Annotated in this window: 17 protein-coding genes and 1 tRNA gene; 4 read left to right on the top strand and 14 right to left on the bottom strand. The window is 59.7% G+C overall.

What is annotated here, in order from left to right; translation table 11 throughout:
• Positions 1–45: 45 nt before the first annotated feature.
• The 5 genes from C3B54_RS02565 to C3B54_RS02545 form a co-directional block, all read right to left on the bottom strand.
• Complete coding sequence (locus C3B54_RS02565) at positions 46–1,326, bottom strand: histidine--tRNA ligase (RefSeq protein WP_104913110.1); 1,281 nt, start codon at positions 1,324–1,326, stop codon at positions 46–48.
• 84 nt (positions 1,327–1,410) lie between these two features.
• Positions 1,411–2,058, bottom strand: a complete 648-nt coding sequence (locus C3B54_RS02560) for a nucleoside triphosphate pyrophosphohydrolase (RefSeq protein ID WP_104913109.1) — start codon at positions 2,056–2,058, stop codon at positions 1,411–1,413.
• A complete protein-coding gene (gene mfd / locus C3B54_RS02555) occupies positions 2,055–5,603 on the bottom strand; it encodes a transcription-repair coupling factor (protein ID WP_104913108.1) in 3,549 nt (1,182 codons plus the stop codon). The genes C3B54_RS02560 and mfd overlap by 4 nt, the downstream gene beginning before the upstream one ends.
• 68 nt (positions 5,604–5,671) lie before the next feature.
• Positions 5,672–6,220 (bottom strand): aminoacyl-tRNA hydrolase, encoded by a 549-nt coding sequence (pth, locus tag C3B54_RS02550; RefSeq protein WP_245867981.1) that lies wholly within the window; start codon positions 6,218–6,220, stop codon positions 5,672–5,674.
• A 57-nt stretch (positions 6,221–6,277) separates the two neighbouring features.
• The gene (locus C3B54_RS02545) at positions 6,278–6,922 is read right to left on the bottom strand and encodes a 50S ribosomal protein L25/general stress protein Ctc (RefSeq protein WP_104913106.1); all 645 of its coding nucleotides are present in this window, start codon (positions 6,920–6,922) and stop codon (positions 6,278–6,280) included.
• A gap of 237 nt (positions 6,923–7,159) precedes the next feature.
• On the opposite strand from C3B54_RS02545, the gene gndA reads away from it, so the two are divergent.
• Entirely contained in the window at positions 7,160–8,620 is a 1,461-nt protein-coding gene (gene gndA, locus C3B54_RS02540) for an NADP-dependent phosphogluconate dehydrogenase (RefSeq protein WP_104913105.1), read from the top strand.
• A gap of 37 nt (positions 8,621–8,657) precedes the next feature.
• Here the strand turns inward: gndA and C3B54_RS02535 are convergent, their stop codons facing one another.
• Complete coding sequence (locus tag C3B54_RS02535) at positions 8,658–9,884, bottom strand: APC family permease (RefSeq protein ID WP_104913104.1); 1,227 nt, start codon at positions 9,882–9,884, stop codon at positions 8,658–8,660.
• A gap of 106 nt (positions 9,885–9,990) precedes the next feature.
• Between C3B54_RS02535 and C3B54_RS02530 the strand changes: the two genes are divergently transcribed.
• On the top strand, positions 9,991–10,347 hold the full coding sequence (locus C3B54_RS02530; RefSeq protein ID WP_158665482.1) for a hypothetical protein: 357 nt from the start codon (positions 9,991–9,993) through the stop codon (positions 10,345–10,347).
• Here C3B54_RS02530 and C3B54_RS02525 read toward each other — a convergent pair.
• From C3B54_RS02525 to C3B54_RS02515, 3 genes are all read right to left on the bottom strand, one after another.
• Positions 10,344–11,321 carry a ribose-phosphate diphosphokinase gene (locus C3B54_RS02525; protein ID WP_104913102.1) on the bottom strand — a complete coding sequence of 326 codons (978 nt, stop codon included), beginning with the start codon at positions 11,319–11,321 and terminating at the stop codon, positions 10,344–10,346. The two genes, C3B54_RS02530 and C3B54_RS02525, sit on opposite strands and share 4 nt — an antisense overlap.
• 15 nt (positions 11,322–11,336) lie before the next feature.
• On the bottom strand, positions 11,337–12,773 hold the full coding sequence (gene glmU, locus C3B54_RS02520) for a bifunctional UDP-N-acetylglucosamine diphosphorylase/glucosamine-1-phosphate N-acetyltransferase GlmU (protein ID WP_104913101.1): 1,437 nt from the start codon (positions 12,771–12,773) through the stop codon (positions 11,337–11,339).
• 61 nt (positions 12,774–12,834) lie between these two features.
• Positions 12,835–12,909, bottom strand: a tRNA-Gln gene (locus C3B54_RS02515).
• A gap of 46 nt (positions 12,910–12,955) precedes the next feature.
• Between C3B54_RS02515 and C3B54_RS02510 the strand changes: the two genes are divergently transcribed.
• Positions 12,956–13,471, top strand: coding sequence for a MarR family winged helix-turn-helix transcriptional regulator (locus C3B54_RS02510; RefSeq protein ID WP_104913100.1), 516 nt, complete (start codon positions 12,956–12,958; stop codon positions 13,469–13,471).
• Between the two features lie 25 nt (positions 13,472–13,496).
• Here the strand turns inward: C3B54_RS02510 and C3B54_RS02505 are convergent, their stop codons facing one another.
• Positions 13,497–15,317 carry an ABC-F family ATP-binding cassette domain-containing protein gene (locus C3B54_RS02505; protein ID WP_104913099.1) on the bottom strand — a complete coding sequence of 607 codons (1,821 nt, stop codon included), beginning with the start codon at positions 15,315–15,317 and terminating at the stop codon, positions 13,497–13,499.
• 49 nt (positions 15,318–15,366) lie between these two features.
• Here C3B54_RS02505 and C3B54_RS02500 point away from each other — a divergent pair, with 49 nt between their 5' ends.
• Positions 15,367–15,978: a signal peptidase II gene (locus C3B54_RS02500; protein WP_104913098.1), complete on the top strand. Its 612-nt coding sequence runs from the start codon at positions 15,367–15,369 to the stop codon at positions 15,976–15,978.
• A gap of 34 nt (positions 15,979–16,012) precedes the next feature.
• Here the strand turns inward: C3B54_RS02500 and C3B54_RS02495 are convergent, their stop codons facing one another.
• From C3B54_RS02495 to C3B54_RS02480, 4 genes are all read right to left on the bottom strand, one after another.
• Complete coding sequence (locus tag C3B54_RS02495) at positions 16,013–16,948, bottom strand: 4-(cytidine 5'-diphospho)-2-C-methyl-D-erythritol kinase (protein WP_104913097.1); 936 nt, start codon at positions 16,946–16,948, stop codon at positions 16,013–16,015.
• Positions 16,949–17,015: 67 nt separating this feature from the next.
• Positions 17,016–17,963, bottom strand: a complete 948-nt coding sequence (locus C3B54_RS02490) for a hypothetical protein (RefSeq protein WP_158665481.1) — start codon at positions 17,961–17,963, stop codon at positions 17,016–17,018.
• Positions 17,960–18,817 (bottom strand): 16S rRNA (adenine(1518)-N(6)/adenine(1519)-N(6))-dimethyltransferase RsmA, encoded by an 858-nt coding sequence (gene rsmA, locus C3B54_RS02485; protein WP_104913095.1) that lies wholly within the window; start codon positions 18,815–18,817, stop codon positions 17,960–17,962. The genes C3B54_RS02490 and rsmA overlap by 4 nt, the downstream gene beginning before the upstream one ends.
• Positions 18,807–19,736: a TatD family hydrolase gene (locus C3B54_RS02480; protein ID WP_104914217.1), complete on the bottom strand. Its 930-nt coding sequence runs from the start codon at positions 19,734–19,736 to the stop codon at positions 18,807–18,809. Before C3B54_RS02480 ends, rsmA begins: the two co-directional genes overlap by 11 nt.
• Between the last annotated feature and the right edge of the window lie 52 nt (positions 19,737–19,788).

Below are 19,788 nucleotides of genomic sequence, written 5' to 3'. Positions count from 1 at the left end.
ACCCGGGGATTAACCCTGGGACTAACCCCGGGACTAACCCAGGAATTAACCCTGCGACTCTCCGAGCTCACGCCAGTTCAGCTGATCGGCTGGGGGTACTTCGGTATCCAACTGGGCGACCTGCGTCACTCCGAGGGTTTCCAGTTCGGAAAACAGTGCTTTCTTGTTCTTTTTCGATTCAGCGAGAACCACCGAGTAGCCGGCAGCGATCAGTTCAGCCTTCAACCTCAAAAGCTCTCGCAGTGGCGTCTGGTCGGTATAGACCAGGGAGCGGCCCGGCGATGTGGTGTGACGCGTCTGGTCCACCACATCGATGAGGCGTTCAAAGCCGAGCGAAAAACCACAGGCCGGAACGTCTTCGCCTAAGAATCGCCCGACCATTCCGTCGTAGCGGCCACCACCACCCAGTGACACACCCATTTCGGGGTGAAACAGCTCGATAATGCTGCCCGTGTAGTAGCCCATCCCCCGAACCAACGTCGGATCAAACACGACTTTTTCCGGCCCAATCAGCTGGGCCACATCCCCCGCCCAACCGACTAGCTCGGCCGCAAGGTCCTCTGGTGCGGCCATCGCGCGAGCAATCGATGGGGCATCTAATGCGACTTGTTGACTGGCCCGCTCCAAGAAACCCCTCATGGCGTCCAGGTCGAGGGTTTCTCCGTGTCTTGTGCCGAGTTCTTCCAGAACACCGTCGATGCCGATTTTGTCGAGCTTGTCGAGGGTGATCAGTACCGACAGGTGCTGATCACCGGCCACACCGGCTGATTCCAACACGGCGGTAAGTAACCGGCGGTCATTAACTCGAAAACGGTAACCAGACACCCCGAGCGCATCGAGAGCATCAGCACTGGCGATCAGTAGCTCGCGCTCGGCAAGCGATGAGGCGTCGCCCACAATGTCGATATCGCACTGCACAAACTGGCGGTAGCGGCCCTTTTGGGGGCGCTCCGCCCGCCACACCGGCGCGATGTGTAGGGCTCGAAACACACTGGGAAGCTCAGAGCGATGAGTCGCCACGTAACGGGCGAGGGGAACGGTCAGATCAAAGCGCAGACCCAAATCGGTTAACTCATCCAGAGAGCCGACGTGTTCTAAGTCAGAGAGTCCCAGTCCGCGGCGCAACACCTGAAAGCTCAGTTTTTCGTTGTCGCCACCTAAACCCGAATGGAGGGTGTTGTGGTCTTCCAGGGCGGGAGTATCAATGGGGTCAAACCCGTGGTGTTGGTAGCGCGAAGAAATGGTCGCCAACACCGCATCGCGGTGTCGTTTTTCTGCGGGAAGGAAATCCCGCATGCCCCGGGGTGGGCCTGCCTTAGATGCCATAGCTCCAGTCTCTCACTCACTCCAGATGCCGAGGGGAGGTCGGCTGGGCCCCACCAGAAGTGTCGCCAGCGCTATCGGGGTGACCTACTGCGCCTTTTCGGCCTCAGCTACCCTCTGTTCAAACTCTCGAAGTGCACCGCGCAGGGCCTGGTCCACGTTAATCCCCCGAGACCGGGCCTGGTCAATCTGGTGGAGTAACCACCTACCCCACGCGCTGGAGTCGGTGGGAGGCAACGGGTCTGTGGCTTCCGGGGCCTGGTCGATTCGTGCCGCACGAGTCATTACGGCGTCGGCTCTGGCTAAACCGGTGAGGCTTTGGGGGACACCATCTAGAACACTACGGCGGTCAGATTTCTCGGCGCTTTTGATTTTCTGCCAGTTGTCTTTAATGTCGTCGACACCACCGACCTGCACACCCTCAAACACGTGCGGGTGTCGCCGGCGCATTTTTTCGTTGACCAGCCGGGCCACATCGTCAATGTCGAATGGGTCCTCCGCGTCAACCCGGGCAATGTCGGTGTGAAAGAGCACCTGGTAGAGCACATCACCCAACTCTTCACGCATCCCCGCGCGATCGTCAGATTCGATCGCATCAACCAATTCGTGGACCTCTTCGATCAGGTAGGACACGAGTGAGTGGTGGTCTTGCTCTCGATCCCACTGACAACCGTTTTCCCCGCGCAGGGTAGCCATCGTCTGGATGAGCGCGTCGAGGTGCGGGTAGTGACTCATGATTCCAGTGTCTCAGCAGCAACGGTCTGGGGGGCCGGAAGTGGATAGAGCGCATCAATGACGCCCTCAACCCACACCACCAGCGCCTGATCTCCTGGTCGATCCGGGAGTGGAATCAGCACCACCCGGGCAGGCGCCATGTAGGTCCCTGTGGGGTAGAGCCGGCGAAGTCGAACCTGGAGCGAGTCGGGCAGCGGCGCACCGACCAGACGCAGTTTTGACCCCATCACTAACACTTCCGACAAACCACTGGCTTGTGCCCGGCGGCGTAACCTCGTGACGGCAACCAGAGTGGTCACCGGTTGGGGTAGCGGACCGTAGCGATCCGTGAGCTCATCGACCACCTGGTCGATGAGGCCATCTTCGGCCAGCGGCGCTGAGGCGTGGGACAGCTTTTGGTAGGCCTCGAGTCGCAACCGGTCACTGTCGATGTAGTCCTCAGGGATTCGCGCATCAACGGGCAACTCCAGGCGCAGCTCGGTTTGTTCGGGGGTGACTTCACCCCGGAAGGTGCCAATCGCTTCGGCGACCATTCGCAGGTAAAGGTCAAAACCAACTCCGGCGATATGACCGGCCTGTTCCCCTCCGAGGAGGTTTCCGGCCCCGCGCAATTCCAGATCCTTCATCGCAATACTCATCCCACCGCCCAGGTCGGAATGGCTGGCGAGGGTTTCTAAACGCTCGTGGGCGGTTTCCCCGAGCGGCACATCGGCGTCGAACAGCAGGTAGGCGTAGGCGCGTTCGCGCCCGCGGCCCACACGGCCGCGCAGTTGGTGCAACTGGGACAGCCCAAACCGGTCGGCCCGCTCCACAATGAGTGTGTTGGCGTTAGTGACATCGATACCGGTTTCGATGATGGTGGTCGAGACCAACACGTCGTAGTGGCCTTCCCAAAAATCAACCATCACCTGTTCAAGTTCGGTTTCCGCCATCTGACCGTGAGCGACCGCAATACGCGCTTCGGGGACAAGGTCAGCAACTTTGCTGGCCACGTCGTAAATACCCCGCACCCGGTTGGAGACATAAAACACTTGCCCCTCGCGCAATAACTCCCGACGAATAGCCGCCGTGATTTGCTGTTCGCTGGAGGGTCCCACAAACGTCAAAATGGGGTGGCGGTTTTCGGGTGGGGTTTGCAGGGTCGACATTTCCCGAATACCGGTGACGGCCATTTCCAATGTCCGAGGAATCGGCGTGGCACTCATCGCCAACACGTCCACGTCGCTTCGCAGCTTTTTCAACCGGTCTTTGTGTTCCACACCAAAACGCTGCTCTTCATCAATGATCAGCAGACCCAGATCCTTAAACCGCACCGAATCAGAAAGTAAGCGGTGGGTGCCAATCACCACATCGATGGTGCCCTCGGCGAGACCCTTAATGACGGAGTTGGCTTGGGCGGTAGTGGAAAACCGTGACAGTGAGGCCAGTCGCACCGGAAACGGTGCGTAGCGTTCGTGAAAGGTCTCCATGTGTTGGCGCACTAACAGAGTGGTGGGAGCCAACACGGCAACCTGTTTGTTGTCCTGCACGGCTTTAAACGCTGCCCTGACGGCAATTTCTGTTTTCCCGAAACCCACATCCCCGGCGATGAGACGATCCATGGGAATGGGTCGCTCCATATCGGCTTTCACCTCGTCGATGGTGGAGAGTTGATCGACGGTTTCGACAAAAGCAAACGCGTCCTCCAACTCCCGTTGGAGGTCATTATCGGGAGAAAACGCAAAACCGGGTTGAGCCATCCGTTGGCTGTAGAGCTTCACCAAATCGACGGCAATATCGCGCACCGCTTTACGGGCGCGCGATTTCACACCCGCCCAATCAGAGCCCCCCATTTTGCTGAGCGCCGGAGATTCCCCGCCCACATAGAGGCTCAGCAAATCCAACTGGTCGGTGGGCACCAGCAACTTATCTGGTGGCCCACCGCGCTTACTGGGGGCATATTCCAACACCACAAACTCGCGGGTCGATTTTTTGGCCTCTCGCCCACCGGTCGAAATTTCCCTCGTTTGCACCTCCACAAACCGACCCACACCGTGGGTTTCGTGGACCACGTAGTCACCGGGTTGCAACTCCAAAGGGTTAACCCCTTCGCGGCGCTTTGCAATGGAGCGTTTTGGTTGCCGGGGTCTGGTTGTGCGGGACCCGCCAAAAAATTCGTGTTCACCCAACAACACCAGTGAACGCTCCGGTAGGACAAAACCTTCGGACACTTCGGCCTGCAACACACCCACCACCCCGGTGGGGGGAAGGTTGTCGGTGCCAGAAATCTCTCGGGCAGGAATGTCCGCATCGGCCAGCAGGTTGATGGCGCGCTCCACTAAGCCGTGACCGGCGGCGGCCACCACCACGCTCATGCCACCCGCGAGAAAGTCCCGAACAGCGGCAATCGCGTCGTGCCCACCGGCCAAATCGGCCGCGATGGGTTGGGCGTTAATGCGCAGATGACTTGCCGTGCCGTCATCCAGCTGATGCAGCGCCCACCACGGTCTCGCACCCGCCTGGTCGAGAACCTCATCGGGGGTGTAAAACTCACCGGCGTGAAAATCGATTGGGCGGGACGTGTCGCCTCCGGCGGCCACCTCCCACGCCGCTTCCAGAAACTCCCGGTTGGTGTCAATCAGTGACAGTGCCCGCGAGCGCACCCGCTCTGGCTCCAACTCGACAATGTGGGTATCTGTGGGGAAGAAATCCATGATGGGCACCATCGAGTCCAACAGCACCGGTTGGAGTGATTCCATCCCCTCCACCACGATGCCTTGGGAGATTTTTTCCAACATGGTTTCCACACCCGGGTATTCACCGACCAGCTCGCTGGCTTTTTGGCGCACGGATTCGCTCAGCAACATTTCACGAGCGGGGGGAATATCGACTGTCCCGGTGGCGGGTTCGATGGAGCGTTGGTCGGCCACCTGGAACCAGGTGAGCTCTTCCACGGTGGAGCCAAAAAAGTCGGCCCGCACCGGGTGGTCCGCCAGGGGTGGAAACACGTCAAGGATGCCGCCACGGATGGCAAACTCGCCACGCCTGGTCACTAGGTCCACCCGTTGATAGGCCAGTTCGGTTAATAACTGTGCCCACTGGTCTAAGCCCAACTGGGTAGCCCCCTGTTGGAGTTGTCCCCAGGGGGCATCGGCAAGTTGGGGGCTTACCGGTTGGATTATTGCTCGCACTGACGCCACGATTACCAGTGGCCGATTGGCGTGTTCCTCGGGGTGGGTGAGCGCGCGGATAGCCGAAAGCCGCCTCGCCACGGTTTCCGGGTGCGGGCTTAAACGCTCATGGGGCAGTGTCTCCCAGGCAGGCAAGTCCCACACTTGAGCAGCCGGGCCATCCCCGGTGTGGCTGGCGAGACGGCCGCGCACTTGGTCGGCTTCGCGGGAACTGGGGGTAATCACCAAGACCACATTGGGGTGGTCTTTAGCGTCCAGTAGGGCGTGGATGAGGGGCACGTGCAGGGCACGAGGGGCAACCGCGTGTGTGCGCACCGCAGGCGAACCTAAGAGGGCCTGGATGGACGGGTCCGCCGCGAGGGCGGGGGCCAGCATGTGCGAACTCACTCCGGGAAGTCTACGGCCGGTTGTGTCATGTCTGCTGTGGCCTACAGCGCGATGAATTAACCGGCTGAGTGGAAGCGTTGTTGCGCGGCTTCTAACCCTTCGACGATAAACCTCTCGACTGCGTCAATGGCGTCGGCTCGAACCCGCTCCACCTCGGCGGCTTCAGCTTTCGGGAATGTACGCAGCACGTATTCCGCCGGATCCATCCGCCCGGGTGGCCTTCCCACACCCAACCGGATGCGGACAAAATCGGGAGTTCCGAGGGCTTTGTGGATGTCGCGTAAACCGTTGTGACCACCGTGGCCACCACCACGCTTCAATCGAATGGTGCCCACGGGAAGATCCAAATCGTCGTGAATGACGATGACCCGCTCAGGCGTGGTCGAGAAGTAGCGCACCAGGGACGACACGGGACCACCAGAAGTGTTCATGTATCCGGAGGGAACCGCCAACACAATCGGCTGGGCGGGAAACTTCACCACATCCCCGAACGATTTCAGCCGTTTCAGCGCCAACCCTTGAGCCTTGGCCCAGTCGGTGACCACGTCTTGACCAATGTTGTGTCTGGTGTGGGCGTATTTGTCCCCCGGGTTACCGAGCCCCACAACGAGCCAGGGGGACGAATCAGATTCGTCCCCCTGGCTGCGTCGAAAAAACAGTGCTTACTCCTCGCTGGAAGAATCACCCGACGAGTCCGCGCCACCGCTGGCGCCGCCCGCGTCGCCCTCAGCAGCTGCGTCAGTAGTCGTGTCATCTTCTTCGGCAGCGGCACGAGGAACGTAGATGGAGAGGATGAGTGCTTCAGGGTCACTGACCAGAGTGGATCCGTCTGGCAGGGGCAGCTCACCAGCGTGAATCTGGGTGCCCTCCGTCAAGCCCTCAATAGAGATGGTGACCCACTCAGGAATGTTGGTCGCTTCCGCCTCAGCAGTAATGGTCAGGTTTTCGTATTGCACCATCGTGCCACTGAAGGGCTCGCCTTCGACGTGGACACCAATATCCACGGTGACTTTTTCACCCTTTCGCACCACGACCATGTCGACGTGTTCGATGATCTGGCGGACGGGGTCGCGCTGCACGTCTTTGACCAAGACAAGCTTTTTACCGTCTTCGAGGTTCAACTCCAACAATGCGTTCGCACGTCGTGCGACGAGCATCATTTCGTGGGCGGGCAGTGACACGTGCAGGGGCTGTTCGCCGTGGCCGTAGACCACAGCGGGAACTTTGCCGGCCACGCGGAGTTTCCTCGCGGCGCCTTTTCCAAACTGGGCTCGCGTCTCGGCGGCCATTTGCTGATTGTCAGCCATTACTACTCTCTCCTTTGTCGGGCCGTGGCCCGGTGTGTCAATTCTCGACTCGAACGCCGAAGCGTGAGGAGAGACCGTGTGCCTCGCCTACCGCGTCGATTACGGAACCTGTGCTCCCTCGCCGAAGTACCTGGCAAAGTGTAGCGGACAGGTACGCTCGTTAGCGACTTGGGTTGCGCCCGGTGTGAGCGTAAAGCTCCCCGCCGGGGGATCACTGCGACCCACCATCGCCACAGCATGAGGAGAAGCATGAGTCGCGCAAATATCGGTGTCGTCGGTTTGGCCGTGATGGGTTCCAACTTGGCCAGAAACCTTGCCGGCCGCCCCGGTAACACTGTGGCGATCTATAACCGCTCCGCGGATAAGACCCACCACCTGGCCACAGCCCACCCAGAGGCCGAGTTTGTCACCGCTGACACGGTGGAGGAGTTTGCCCAAAGCCTCAGCACGCCCCGCACCGCAATCATCATGGTTCAGGCAGGCCCGGCCACCGATCAGGTCATTTCACAATTGGCCGACGTGTTCGAACCTGGCGACATCATTGTCGATGGCGGTAACGCCCACTTCACGGACACGATTCGCCGTGAAGCAGAACTTGCGGCGAGAGGTCTGAATTTTGTCGGTGCCGGCATTTCCGGAGGGGAAGAGGGCGCACTCAATGGCCCGTCGATCATGCCGGGTGGTTCCGCTGAGGCGTGGAACACCCTGGGGCCCATTTTGGAATCGATCGCGGCCGTGGCCGACGGTGAGCCCTGTGTGACGCATGTGGGCACCGACGGGGCGGGACATTTCGTCAAAATGATTCACAACGGCATCGAATATGCCGACATGCAGCTCATCGCGGAAGCTTATGACCTGCTTCGACACGCTGCCGGGCTCAGCCCCCAAGAAATTGCCGACGTGTTCCGTCAATGGAACACGGGTGTGTTGGAGAGCTACCTGATTGACATCACCGCCGAAGTACTCGGACACGTCGATGCCACAACCGGCTCACCGTTGGTTGACGTCATCGTCGACCAAGCAGGTTCTAAAGGCACAGGTGTGTGGACGGTGCAAAGCGCTGTGGGTCTTGGCGTACCGGTCACCGGTATCGCCGAAGCCGTGTTTGCCAGAGCCATTTCGTCCTCTGGTGCATCACGCCGTGCCGGTGGGGGCCTGCCTGGCCCCACCCCCACCGATGGGAAGTCGGGAAGCGCCATTGGTGACGCCCAAGGCTTTATCGACATGGTGGAACAGGCACTTTACGCCTCCAAGATTGTCGCCTACTCGCAAGGTTTTGACGCGATTTCTGAAGCGGCCAGCGAATACAACTGGTCGATTGATCGCGGCGAAATTGCGCGGATTTGGCGGGCCGGATGCATCATCCGCGCCCAATTTCTCGACCGGATTACTGAGGCCTACCGTGAACAGCCAGAGCTTCCCCTACTCCTCGCCGCGCCCTATTTCCACAGCGCCCTTGATGATGCTCAAACCCCGTGGCGGAAGGTCATCCAGGCAGGAGTGGAAACCGGAATCGCCACCCCAGCGTTTAGTTCATCGTTGGCCTACTACGACCAGATTCGCCGCGAGCGCCTCCCCGCCTGCTTGATTCAGGGCCAACGCGACTTCTTTGGTGCCCACACCTACAAGCGTGTTGATGCCGAGGGGGCTTTTCACACTGATTGGTCAGCAGACCGTAGCGAATCCCGGGTGGACTAGAACATCACCAGTCCCACACCGCAATGGCTGAGGGATGTCAGCCTTGTGGGGGGTTTTTTCGTCGGCGAATACTGCGGGCAATCACAAACCACAACACCCCCAGAAGAGTCCAGCTGACTCCGGCGATGAGTGACGCCACCGGCAGACTCACCACTAACACCAGGCACAACACCAACCCCAGTATCGGCACCACAGGAGGGAGGAATCGTTCTGCTCGGGGTTGGGCGAGAGCGCTGTAGTGACCGATGGCGTAGTAGCTGAGCACACCGGTTCCTGAAAGGCCCACCAACCACAGCGGGTCGGTCACCAACACCAGGGTGATGGCTCCCGCTGCCACGGCAAGTTCAGAAAACAGCGGTCCTTTCGTTGCAGGCGAGAGGTGGGCGAGTGCTCCTGGGAGGTCTCGATGCCTCGCCATTTGCAAACTGGTTCGACTGAGCCCCGCGAGGATGGCCAGCAGCGAACCGAGAGAAGCCACCAAAGCCAGCAGCCCCACCAACCACATTGCATCACCAGAAACCAACGCGGTGAGAGGTGCTGGGCTCACGCCGTTTGCGGCGAAGGTGGGAATTAAGGCCAGGGCCAACAACGCGTAAAGGGTGAGGACGATGACTAGTGCACCAATGATTGCCCGGGGCAACGTGCGCACGGGGTCGCGCACCTCTTCACCGAGAGTGGCCATCCTCGCGTAGCCGGCAAAGGAAAAAAACATCAACCCGGCGGCGCTCAACACACCCCAACCGGGTAGTGACCCGAAAGTAATCGACACACCCTCGGAGGCGATTGCGGGCACAGCGAGAAACACCAGACCTCCCACCACCACGGCAACAATGCCGATACTGAGGGTGGCGGTGGCGCGAATACCGCTGATCACGACCGCGCTGAAGGCCACAATGAATGCCACAGCCAACCCACGGGGCTGGTCAGGCAGCACATACGTAGCGGCAATCAGTGCGATGGCGGCAGCTGAAGCAGTTTTGCCGGTAATAAAAAGCCAACCGGCCACGAATCCCACAAACTCGCCGCGATAAGCCCGACCATAGGAATAAATACCACCCGATGTCGGTACGCGAATGGCCAGCTGGGTGGTGACTAACCCGTTTAGTGTCGCCACTATCGTGGCCAAAGCCAGTGACACCAACATCCACTCGCCCGCGAGATCCCACGCGGGGGCCCACACGAAAAACACCCCAGCCCCCACCATCGCCGCGACACCAATCGCGATGGAGCCGGTAACTCCCAACCGACGCTCTAAAGCCTGCACACGGTGAGCTTAAAGCCCGTATGTGAACACTCTCGGTTGCATCCTCTTAGGCTGGTGGGGTGATGCGGTCGATACAGCGAACAACTCAGAATGTCTGATCCACAGCATGTCTGACCCCCTTCCCGAGGAGCTGTGGCCAGAAGATGACCCACAGCCGCTGCGCAGTAACCGGCGGATGCGCATTTTGCGCACCGTCGCCCTCGTCGGTTTAGGGCTACTGGTGCTGCCCAGCCTGATTGGCACGATTGGTCAAGCCAACCGCTCCGCCGCCTATGCCTGTGAATTGGCCCGTCAGTACTACGCCCCCAACGCACCGGGCGTTGATGCACGGTTCGAACTCCTACCGCTCAGTGCAGCCGGATGGCAGTGCTATGTCCCTGTCGGAGCTAACCAAGAGCTCCTGATCGCCACACTTGGCCCCATCCCCGGGGTTCCCAACCTGCGCCCAGTGAGTGGAACTTAAGCCTGACCGTCAAACATTGACGTCACCGAACCGTCGTCGAAGACTTCCCGAATGGCTCGGGCCAGAAGCGGGGCAATGGGCAAGATGGTGAGCCGGTCCCACTTTTTCGAATCCGGCAGCGGGAGGGTGTCGGTGACGACGACCTCGTCAATGGCTTCCGACTGGAGAACTTCGGTCGCGGGGTCAGAAAATACGGCGTGTGTGGCGGCAACGACGACACCTTTCGCACCGGCATTTTTGAGCGCTTCCGCGGCTTTTTGAATGGTGCGACCGGTGTCGATCAGGTCATCGACCAGCAGGCAGACGCGGCCTTCCACGTCACCCACAATTTCGTGAACCGAGACTTGGTTGGGCACGCGGGGGTCACGACGTTTGTGAATAATCGCCAGTGGTGCCCCCAATTTGTCACTCCAAATATCGGCTACCCGCACACGACCCATGTCGGGGCTCACAATGGTGAGCTCGTCAATGTTGAGCTTCTCCCGGAAGTGCTCTAACAGCACCGGCATGGCGAAAAGGTGATCGACGGGTCCGTCAAAGAACCCTTGAATTTGGGCGGCGTGCAGGTCAACACTCATGATCCGATCAGCGCCCGCTGCTTTAAACAGGTCCGCCACGAGTCGGGCGGAAATGGGTTCGCGACCGCGCCCTTTCTTGTCTTGACGCGCGTAGGGATAAAACGGGGCCACGACGGTGATGCGCTTCGCACTGGCACGCTTCAGCGCATCGACCATGATCAACTGCTCCATCAACCATTCGTTGATGGGGTAACTGTGGGCCTGAATGACGAAGGCATCGCACCCGCGAACACTTTCGCCGTAACGGGCGTAAATTTCGCCGTTTGCAAAGGTCCGGTTTTCGCTGGAGAGGACATCGCTACCCAACTGGGTGGCCACATCTTCCGCAAGCTGCGGGTGGGCCCTTCCCGACACAATGATGAGATTTTTCTTATTCGGGGTGGAAATCTGGCCCATAGTGTCCTCGCTGATTTAGTGGGTATCGGGTGTAGTGCGGGAATTCTCGGCGGCCTCAGCCGCCGCGGTGCCGGGTCGATTGGTGCCCACCCAGCCGTCAATGGTGCGCACACTCACGGGTGCGACCGCGAGCGCGCCGGCGGGCACATTACGGCGGATGGTGGTGCCTGCCGCGGTGTACGCCCCGGCACCCACTTCGACGGGTGCCACAAAGACGTTGTCGGAACCTGTTTTGGCGTGCGGGCCTATGACGGTGCGGTGTTTATTCACCCCGTCATAGTTGGCGGTAATGCTGCCTGCACCGATGTTTGCCCCTTCGCCAATGTCGGCATCGCCGATGTAACTCAAGTGTGGCACTTTTGCCCCGCGACCAATGGTCGCGTTCTTGGTTTCGACGAATGCACCGACTTTGCCGCCCTCATTGATGACGGTGCCGGGCCGGAGGTACGCAAAGGGCCCCACGGTGGCACCGGCGGCAATCACCGCAGAGTCGACGACACTGCGCTGAATTCGTGCTCCTGCTCCGACCCGCGCGTGACTGAGGGTGCAATCAGGGCCGATGGTAGCTCCGTTGTCAATGTGGCAGGAGCCCTCAAGGGTCACTCCGGGCAGCAGTGTGACGTCCTGGTCGAGCTGGACTGAGAGGTCAATCCACACTGATTCGGGGGCTTTGATACTCACACCGTCTCGTTGCCAACCGCGCACAATCATGGTGTTCAGCCGGCGCTGCATGCGTTGCAGTTGGATTCGGTCGTTAACACCTTCGACGAGCCACGAATCCTCCACCACGACGGCGTGAACTACGCCCGATTGTGTGGCCACCTGTCCGACGACGTCGGTGAGATATTTTTCGCCCTGCGCGTTGGCTGTGGTGAGGCTCGGCAAGGCGTGGGCCAGAATGTCCCGCCTCGCGACATACACGCCCGCGTTGACTTCGTGGATGGCGCGCTGTTGCTCATCCGCATCGACTTCTTCGACGATGGCCGTGACGATTCCATCGTCACGGCGGATGATCCGGCCGTAACCGGTGGGGTCTTCGTGGATTGTGCTGAGCAGAGTAACCCCTGCTTCCGCTTCTTGGTGAAAGCCGATCATTGCCCCGATTGTTTCCGAATCCAGCAGGGGAACATCGGCGCTCAAAATCACGACATTGTCGACATCGCTCGGGATTTTCTCCAGGGCGAGTTCCACCGCACGTCCCGTGCCGGGGATGTCGTCTTGGTGCACAATATGTGCGTTGTCAGCCCAGGTGTCGACCGCTTCGGAGACTTGCTCTGCTTCGTGGCGAACCACCACAACCGTCTGCTGGGGGTTTAGCGCTTCAGCAGTAGACAGCACGTGGCCGATTAATGGAATACCCGCCAGAGGGTGCAGAACCTTCGGGGTGGCCGATTTCATCCTGGTGCCCGCGCCTGCCGCCAACACCACGACGGCCAACGAAGAAGGGCTCATGCCTACCATTTAAGTGCATGGCTCACGGTTTGACAGCAGGCAAGCGGGAAACTCCCACATCTGGCTCCGCCCCCAGGATTCGAACCTAGACCTAACAGCTCCAAAGGCTGTCGTGCTGCCGTTACACCAAGGCGGAATGTGTCGCTCTGCGCTCTAGTCTGCCAGACCACGATAATGGTTAAATGTCGGCTCCCCGCGATGATGTCGATCACATCATTGAGGCGTGGTCCCAGGAACGCTCCGATTTGGACCTTGCTCCCTTAGGTGTGCTCTCGCGGGTGACCAGAATTGCCAAACATTTGGACCGGCTTCGCCGCAGAGTGTTCAGTGCCCACGACTTGGATGTGTCCGCTTTTGACGTGTTGGCCACACTCCGACGCTCCGGTGAGCCCTACCAACTAAGCCCCACAGTGCTTCGGCAACACACCATGGTGACCAGTGGAGCGATGACCAACAGGATTCACCGGTTGGTGCAACGCGGTTTAGTCACCAGAACCCCCGACAGCGACGATGGCAGGCGGGCCCTGGTGGGCCTCACCCCGCTAGGGCGAAGCGTCGTGGATCGGGCTTTGGCTGATTTGCTAAGGGAAGAAGAGCACGCCCTGCGGGGCTTGAGTGCGTCGGATCGTGAAGCTCTCAGTAATCTGCTTCGCACCCTGAGTCTGGAAATCAGCGACGCGGACGCCTCAGAGGCCTAATTTCCACCTAGCGCTGCTGTGCTGTTTAGGCACCAGGCTCTAACAGGGCGACCAGTTCCAACCACCGCATCTCCCGCTCAGAAATTTCCTGATCAATGGTGTCCACCTGTTGGGTGAGTGCGCTGAGCGGCTCCCACTCTTTAGGGTCAATCACCGCCATTTCTTCAACGAGCGCAGCACGCTCGGTCTGTAGCTTGGCCAAACGCCGCTCAATCTGACCTTGTTCTTTTTCGGCCAGCCGGTGTTCTTTACTGCCCGGTGCTAACCGTGGGGAGGCGGTTGATGACGACGGTTGATGCGTGGACTGATCGGCCGGGTTCTTGGTGTCAGACGAATTGGACGACGTGGTGGGACGTAACTGGAGGTATTCGTCGATACCGCGGGGAAGGTGGCGCAAATTACCGTCAATCAGCGCATACTGTTGGTCCGTCACTCGCTCCACGAGGTAGCGATCGTGGGAGACCACAATGAGTGTTCCCGGCCACGAATCCAAAAGGTCTTCCAGAGCGGTCAACATGTCCGTGTCGAGGTCGTTAGTGGGCTCATCGAGTAGCAACACGTTGGGTTCAGCCAATAACTGCACCAAAATGTTCAACCGTCGACGCTGACCACCAGAAAGCCTGGACACGTGCTGCGAGAGGGTGGCGGAGCCAAAACCTAACTGTTCCAGCAGGTAACTGGGGGTGTATTCGGCTTTACCCGCCACGTAACTGGTTTTGTGATCGGCGACCAAATCGGCGACTCGTTTATCCCACCACGGTTCTAAACCACCATCACGCTGATCGAGACTGCCAATCTTGACTGTTTTGCCGCGTTTGATGCGCCCCTTGGTGGGCTGAAGGCTGCCCTCCAACACGCGAAGGAGAGTGGTTTTTCCTTGGCCGTTCGCCGCCACAATGCCTGTGCGCTCACCGGGGGCAATATTCCACGTCACTCCGCGAAGAATGTCGGTGTCGTCGTATCCTGCCCACACATCGTCTAACTCCAGCACCGTCTTACCCAACCGCTGGGTGGCCAATCTCGACAGGCTCACCTGATCCCTGGGTGGTGGCTCGGTCGCAATCAGGCTTTCAGCCGCCTCAATGCGGAACTTGGGTTTCGTCGTTCTGGCCGGCGCGCCCCGGCGAAGCCACGCGAGTTCTTTTCGCAACAGGTTTTGGCTGCGGGCGAAGCGCACCTGTTCTTGGCGTCCGCGTTCCATTCGCTGCAAGACGTAGGCGGCGTAGCCGCCTTCGTAGGCAGAAATCTGTTGGCGGTTCACTTCCCAGGTCTGATCGGTCACCTGGTCGAGAAACCACCGATCGTGGGTAACAACCAGCAGCGCCGAATCATTTTTGGCAAAACGTTTCTTGAGGTGCCCGGCAAGCCACGACACACTGGCGATATCCAAATGGTTGGTCGGCTCGTCGAGCATCAAGACATCCCAGTCGTGAATGAGAGTTGAGGCTAAACTCACCCGCCTGGTTTGGCCACCACTGAGAGCACTCACAGGTGTGTCGTAATCGATGTCGCCCAAGACACCGCTCAACACGTCACGAACTTTGGGGTCCCTCGCCCACTGGTGGTCGTCAACATCGCCCACCACGGCCTGCAACACACTGTGCTCGCCGCCTAGTTGATCCGACTGGTCGACGTAACCAATGCGCAAACCGTTACGGGCAATGACGTCACCGCGGTCAGGTTGAAGTCGTCCCGCGAGGAGTTTGAGAAGGGTCGATTTTCCTTCACCGTTTCGACCCACGATGCCGATTCGATCCCCGGCACTGAGCGACGCAGAGACACCCGCGAAGACTTCGCGCGTGGGATACTCGAGGTACACCGACTGGGCTCCGAGTAGATGTACCACCAGGGAAGCCTAGTCTGGCCCCCTTGGTCGAGACAGTGAGGAACCCCCGGTGCAACGTTTTCTTGGTCCACTTCTGATCGGCATTCAGGCACTGATTTGGATTGTCGTCGACCAGTGGTCGAAATGGTGGGCGGAATCTGAACTGGAATTTCGGGAATATGTGCCCCTGTGGGGAGACCTTTTTGGTTTCCGCCTGGTCTACAATCCCGGTGCCGCCTTTGGTATCGCTGCCGACTACACCTGGATTCTCTCTATTGTGGCGGCCTTCGCGGTAGTGGGTTTGGTGTGGTTTAGTCTCAGTACCCGCCACTGGTTGTGGGTGATTGGTTTGGGGGCAATGACCGGCGGGGCTATTAGTCACCTCGGTGATCGACTTTTCCGGGACCCAGGGTTCGCCATCGGCCACATCGTTGACTTTTTGGACTACGCCGGATTCTTTGTCGGAAATGTGGCCGACATTGCCCTGGTCGGGGGTGCCATCGTGTTGGTTCTTGCAAGCGTCATCGGAGCCCCTCGGGAGGGTCACGCTGCTCTAGCAGCCGCCGAAGCCGCGGCAAAAGCGGCAGCCGCAGAAACCGGTGCCGCAGAAGCCACTTCCGCAGACACTAACTCCCAGGAGGAAGCCGGCGAAGGCGGCAGCTCCGAGCGTCCCCCTCACTAGGGGCCCCTCAGTAAGCGGGGTCGAGCCGGCCCTCCTACACAGTGTCGGTGGTCTGTTGTGGTGACTGTTCGTTGGGGTGAATGACCGTCTGGGTGACAATCGGGGAATAGCCTCGCCGGCCTAGTTGTTGGGCAATTGTCTGCGCATGCTCGGCATCGTTGGCAAAACCCAAAACGGTCGGTCCGGAACCAGAGACCATGGCCCGAAGAGCTCCTGCTGCATGAACATCGTGCAGGGTGGTCACCAGCTGTGGTTGCAACCGGCACGCTGGCGCCTCTAAATCGTTGTGCAGGAGAGGAGCAAGGCGGGTGGCATCACCGGCCAGCCAAGCGTCTAGAAACCCTTCGGGTAGTTCGGTGGCGAGAGGTGCACTCCGGCCCTCTCCATCAAATTGCCGATAGACCTCCGCAGTGGAGAGCTCGAACGTGGCCGGCACCACCACAAGGTGGAGGGGTTGTTGTGGCAATACTGCGGTCAGGTCGACTCCCCTACCGCGTCCAATGGCACTTCCTCCCTGGAGGGAAAAGGGCACATCAGATCCCAGTTCGGCGGCAATCGCCACGATCTGTGAGTAATCCAGGGGTGGCTGCGAAAACTGTTGCAGGGCAAGAAGTGTTGCTGCTGCATCAGCTGACCCGCCAGCCATCCCGCCAGCGACCGGAACGTTCTTCTCAATCGCGATCGACATCGAAGTGGACCCCGATTCGCCGCGAGCGCTGGCCACCCTCTCCACTGCCTTCCAGGCAATGTTGCCTGGGCCGAGTGGAACCCCCGAGCAGTCCACGCTGCCCGCGCACGATATGCCGAGCGAAGGCGCCTCGGTGAGAGTGACAATTTCCCACAGGTCTACCGCTTGAAAAGCGGTGAGCAGTGGGTGAAAGCCTGTGTCGTCAGCTGGGCCTACCCAGAGGCCGAGGTTAATTTTTCCGGGCGCTTGTGCGACGACAGACCGTGGATGCGCCGGGCTCATACGCCCGAGCTTAGCGTCGTCCCCACCAGTCCCCCGGGGCAGTAATCACGGGCGTTACGGTCACTAATTAGGTGTGCTCGCCGGCGAGGATTTCTCGGGTGATGGATCGGTAGACCAACAACCCGATGGCTTCAATGGACGCTTGCCCCATCACCACGAACGGAACAAGCCCCCAGACGTCTTGATCCAGCGCGAGGGTGATGGGAAGAATGACGATTCCTCCTCGCCCCACTGCTGCAATCAGGATGGCCCGGCGTTTATCGACTGTCACCCCGACGAGGCCTGCCGCTAACAGGCTGAGCGGTGCCATTAACACGAGGAACGCAATCGACAGAGGCACCAACCAGCTCAGTTCACTGAGGCGCTCGGCGGCACCCGGCGTTTTATCCCACGCGGTCACGAAAAACGCGGCGGCCGCCCACCACACGGTGAGGCGCGGCAACAGTGGAAGCTCCGGCGTGGAGTCAAGGGTTTTCCATCGCCACTGGATGACGGCGCTGATGATCACGGGAGCAACAATGACTGCGGCAATCGGGAGGAGTGTGGGGGGAATATCGCTCCACTGGAACACTCCCCCACTTAGCAGAATGGTCAGGGGTGGAACGGCGATGAGCTGACCGGCTAACAGCAACGGTGTGACACCCAGAACGCTCTCGGCATCACCACCCGCCCCTCGAATGATCGGCAGGATTAACGCGACCCCTGGGGCCAGCAACACCAACAGCAGCCCCACCTGCAGTTCGTAGGTGTGCCACACCACACGTGAGAGCACAAAAGCCAGAAGCGGAACAGCAAGAACGTTGATGGCCACCAATGCTCGCCACACCCTGGTTTGGCCTGTCGCTCGACCCAAAGACATGAGGGGTAGCGCGAGGGCGAGATGGAAAATCACCACTGCGTGGATGACCAGTAGGGCCCAGAGCGGCAGCGAAAACGGCAACGGCGCGACAAAGCCCATCAACACCCCCGCACCGAGACCAGCGGGTAACCACAGCAGGGGAACCGACGAGTTCACGAGGACGACTCCAACCACGCATCGAGGGCCACGAAATTGTCCAAGCTCCACGTCTCACACCGACTGGTCGGATCTAATCCGGCCGATTCGATGGCCATGGTCGCCTGGGCAACACCGCCAAGGTGTTCGGCTAGTGCTTGACGGGACATTTTCCGCCTGGTGTGAAAACCCGCATCGATTAAGCGAAACACCCTCTTGCGGGTCGCCTCATCGCCTGGCGGGGTGTGCGAATGCATTCCTACCAACACCGAATCCACACGGGGCTCTGGCCAAAACACCCTCCGGGAAATGGTCGATTCAACCGACCATTTCCCCCACCATGCGCATTTCGCACTCGGTGAGCCGTAATGTTCACTCCCGGGTGCTGCGGCAATACGCCACCCGACTTCTGCTTGGACCATCACCAACACGCGGCGAAACCCGGGGTGCAGGCTCAGCAGGTGGATGACGACCGGCACCGCGACGTTGTAGGGAAGGTTTGCCACTAGGTAGTCGGGTGAGCCAGGAACCTCCTCCAGGCGCAGCGCATCGGCAGTGACCACACCGAGCTCGGCACCCGACAGCCTGGTCGCCACCACGTCGCGTGTGGCCTCGGCAAGCCGGGGATCAATTTCGATTGCGGTCACGGATGCGCCCGCGTGCAAGAGCCCCACGGTGAGGGACCCAAAGCCGGGACCGACTTCGACAACGCTGTCACCTGGTTGGACACCAGAGAGGGTGACAATTTTTCTCACCGTGTTGGCATCACCGAGAAAGTTTTGCCCCTTGGATTTCTGCGGTGTCAGCTCGTAGGTTTCTGCCAGTTGGCGAATATCGCGCGCCTGGAGGTACGCCCCACCGGGCTCAGGAGGCATGAAAGCGTGAGGGTTCTAATTCGTCCCAGGGTTCACCGGTGACCGGGTTGGTCCGAATCGTGGGCGGGTTGTCATCCCAACGCCCGTACACGTCGAAAGTGTTGTCGGTGATTTGGGCTGCCAAGAGGTTCACATCGGTGTCCAAATACTTGGCCATGAAACGCAAGGTGTGGGGAATCATGTACGGGCTGTTGGGTTTGCCGCGGTGGGGCGTGGGAGTCAAAAACGGTGTGTCCGTTTCGATGAGGATGCGGGATTTATTCATCACTGCGAGAGATTCTTGAACACCCTTGGCGTTGCCAAACGTCACCGTGCCCGCAAAGGACGCGTACCAACCGTTGGCGTTCAGAATCTCGGCTAATTCCCGGTCACCGCTGTAGCAGTGGAAGACGGTGCGCTCGGGTGCACCCTCCTTGAGCAGCACGTCAACCACATCGTGGTGGGCGTCTCGGTCGTGAATTTGTAGTGCAAGGTTGTGAGCTTTCGCCAACCGGATATGTTCAATGAAGCTTCTGCGTTGAGGGGGTTGGAGTGGGCCTTCGGTACGAAAAAAGTCCAGACCGGTTTCACCAATCGCCACCACCCGTGGCCTTTTAGCTAGATCGTCAATAACCTGTAACGCGTCATCTAACGTGCCTTTTTGGTGAAGCTCAGGCGCCTCGTTGGGGTGAATAGCAACTGCCGCGAGCACCCGTGGTTCAACGGCCGCGACATCCGCAGACCACAGCGAGGTGGCCACGTTTGTTCCCACTTGGATCACCCCGTGGACTCCGACCGAGCCGGCGCGATCTAAGTGTTCCCGAAAGTCCAGCGGGTTCTCACCATCAGCAATTTCCAGGTGGGCGTGGTTGTCATACACCGCCACCTCTAGGGCTTCCGGCATCGGCGGATAAGCTTCCCGCCGATCGCTGGCTTCCATAGATCCGCGGGTGCGCAGATGTGCCGGAATCTTTTCGGATGCTGCCACCGGG

The sequence above is a fragment of the Pontimonas salivibrio genome, from assembly GCF_002950575.1.
GTDB classification, from domain to species: domain Bacteria; phylum Actinomycetota; class Actinomycetes; order Actinomycetales; family Microbacteriaceae; genus Pontimonas; species Pontimonas salivibrio.
Note: the sequence above shows the minus strand (reverse complement) of the source record. Positions and strands in the feature narration are given on the sequence as shown.

Bases quoted from the DNA above. Each gene is read 5' to 3' on its own strand.
- C3B54_RS02565 (WP_104913110.1), bottom strand. From the start codon at position 1,326: ATGGCATCTAAGGCAGGCCCACCCCGGGGCATGCGGGATTTCCTTCCC.
- C3B54_RS02560 (WP_104913109.1), bottom strand. From the start codon at position 2,058: ATGAGTCACTACCCGCACCTCGACGCGCTCATCCAGACGATGGCTACC.
- mfd (WP_104913108.1), bottom strand. From the start codon at position 5,603: ATGCTGGCCCCCGCCCTCGCGGCGGACCCGTCCATCCAGGCCCTCTTA.
- C3B54_RS02545 (WP_104913106.1), bottom strand. From the start codon at position 6,922: ATGGCTGACAATCAGCAAATGGCCGCCGAGACGCGAGCCCAGTTTGGA.
- gndA (WP_104913105.1), top strand. From the start codon at position 7,160: ATGAGGAGAAGCATGAGTCGCGCAAATATCGGTGTCGTCGGTTTGGCC.
- C3B54_RS02530 (WP_158665482.1), top strand. From the start codon at position 9,991: ATGTCTGACCCCCTTCCCGAGGAGCTGTGGCCAGAAGATGACCCACAG.
- C3B54_RS02525 (WP_104913102.1), bottom strand. From the start codon at position 11,321: ATGGGCCAGATTTCCACCCCGAATAAGAAAAATCTCATCATTGTGTCG.
- glmU (WP_104913101.1), bottom strand. From the start codon at position 12,773: ATGAGCCCTTCTTCGTTGGCCGTCGTGGTGTTGGCGGCAGGCGCGGGC.
- C3B54_RS02510 (WP_104913100.1), top strand. From the start codon at position 12,956: ATGTCGGCTCCCCGCGATGATGTCGATCACATCATTGAGGCGTGGTCC.
- C3B54_RS02495 (WP_104913097.1), bottom strand. From the start codon at position 16,948: ATGAGCCCGGCGCATCCACGGTCTGTCGTCGCACAAGCGCCCGGAAAA.
- rsmA (WP_104913095.1), bottom strand. From the start codon at position 18,817: ATGCCTCCTGAGCCCGGTGGGGCGTACCTCCAGGCGCGCGATATTCGC.
- C3B54_RS02480 (WP_104914217.1), bottom strand. From the start codon at position 19,736: ATGGAAGCCAGCGATCGGCGGGAAGCTTATCCGCCGATGCCGGAAGCC.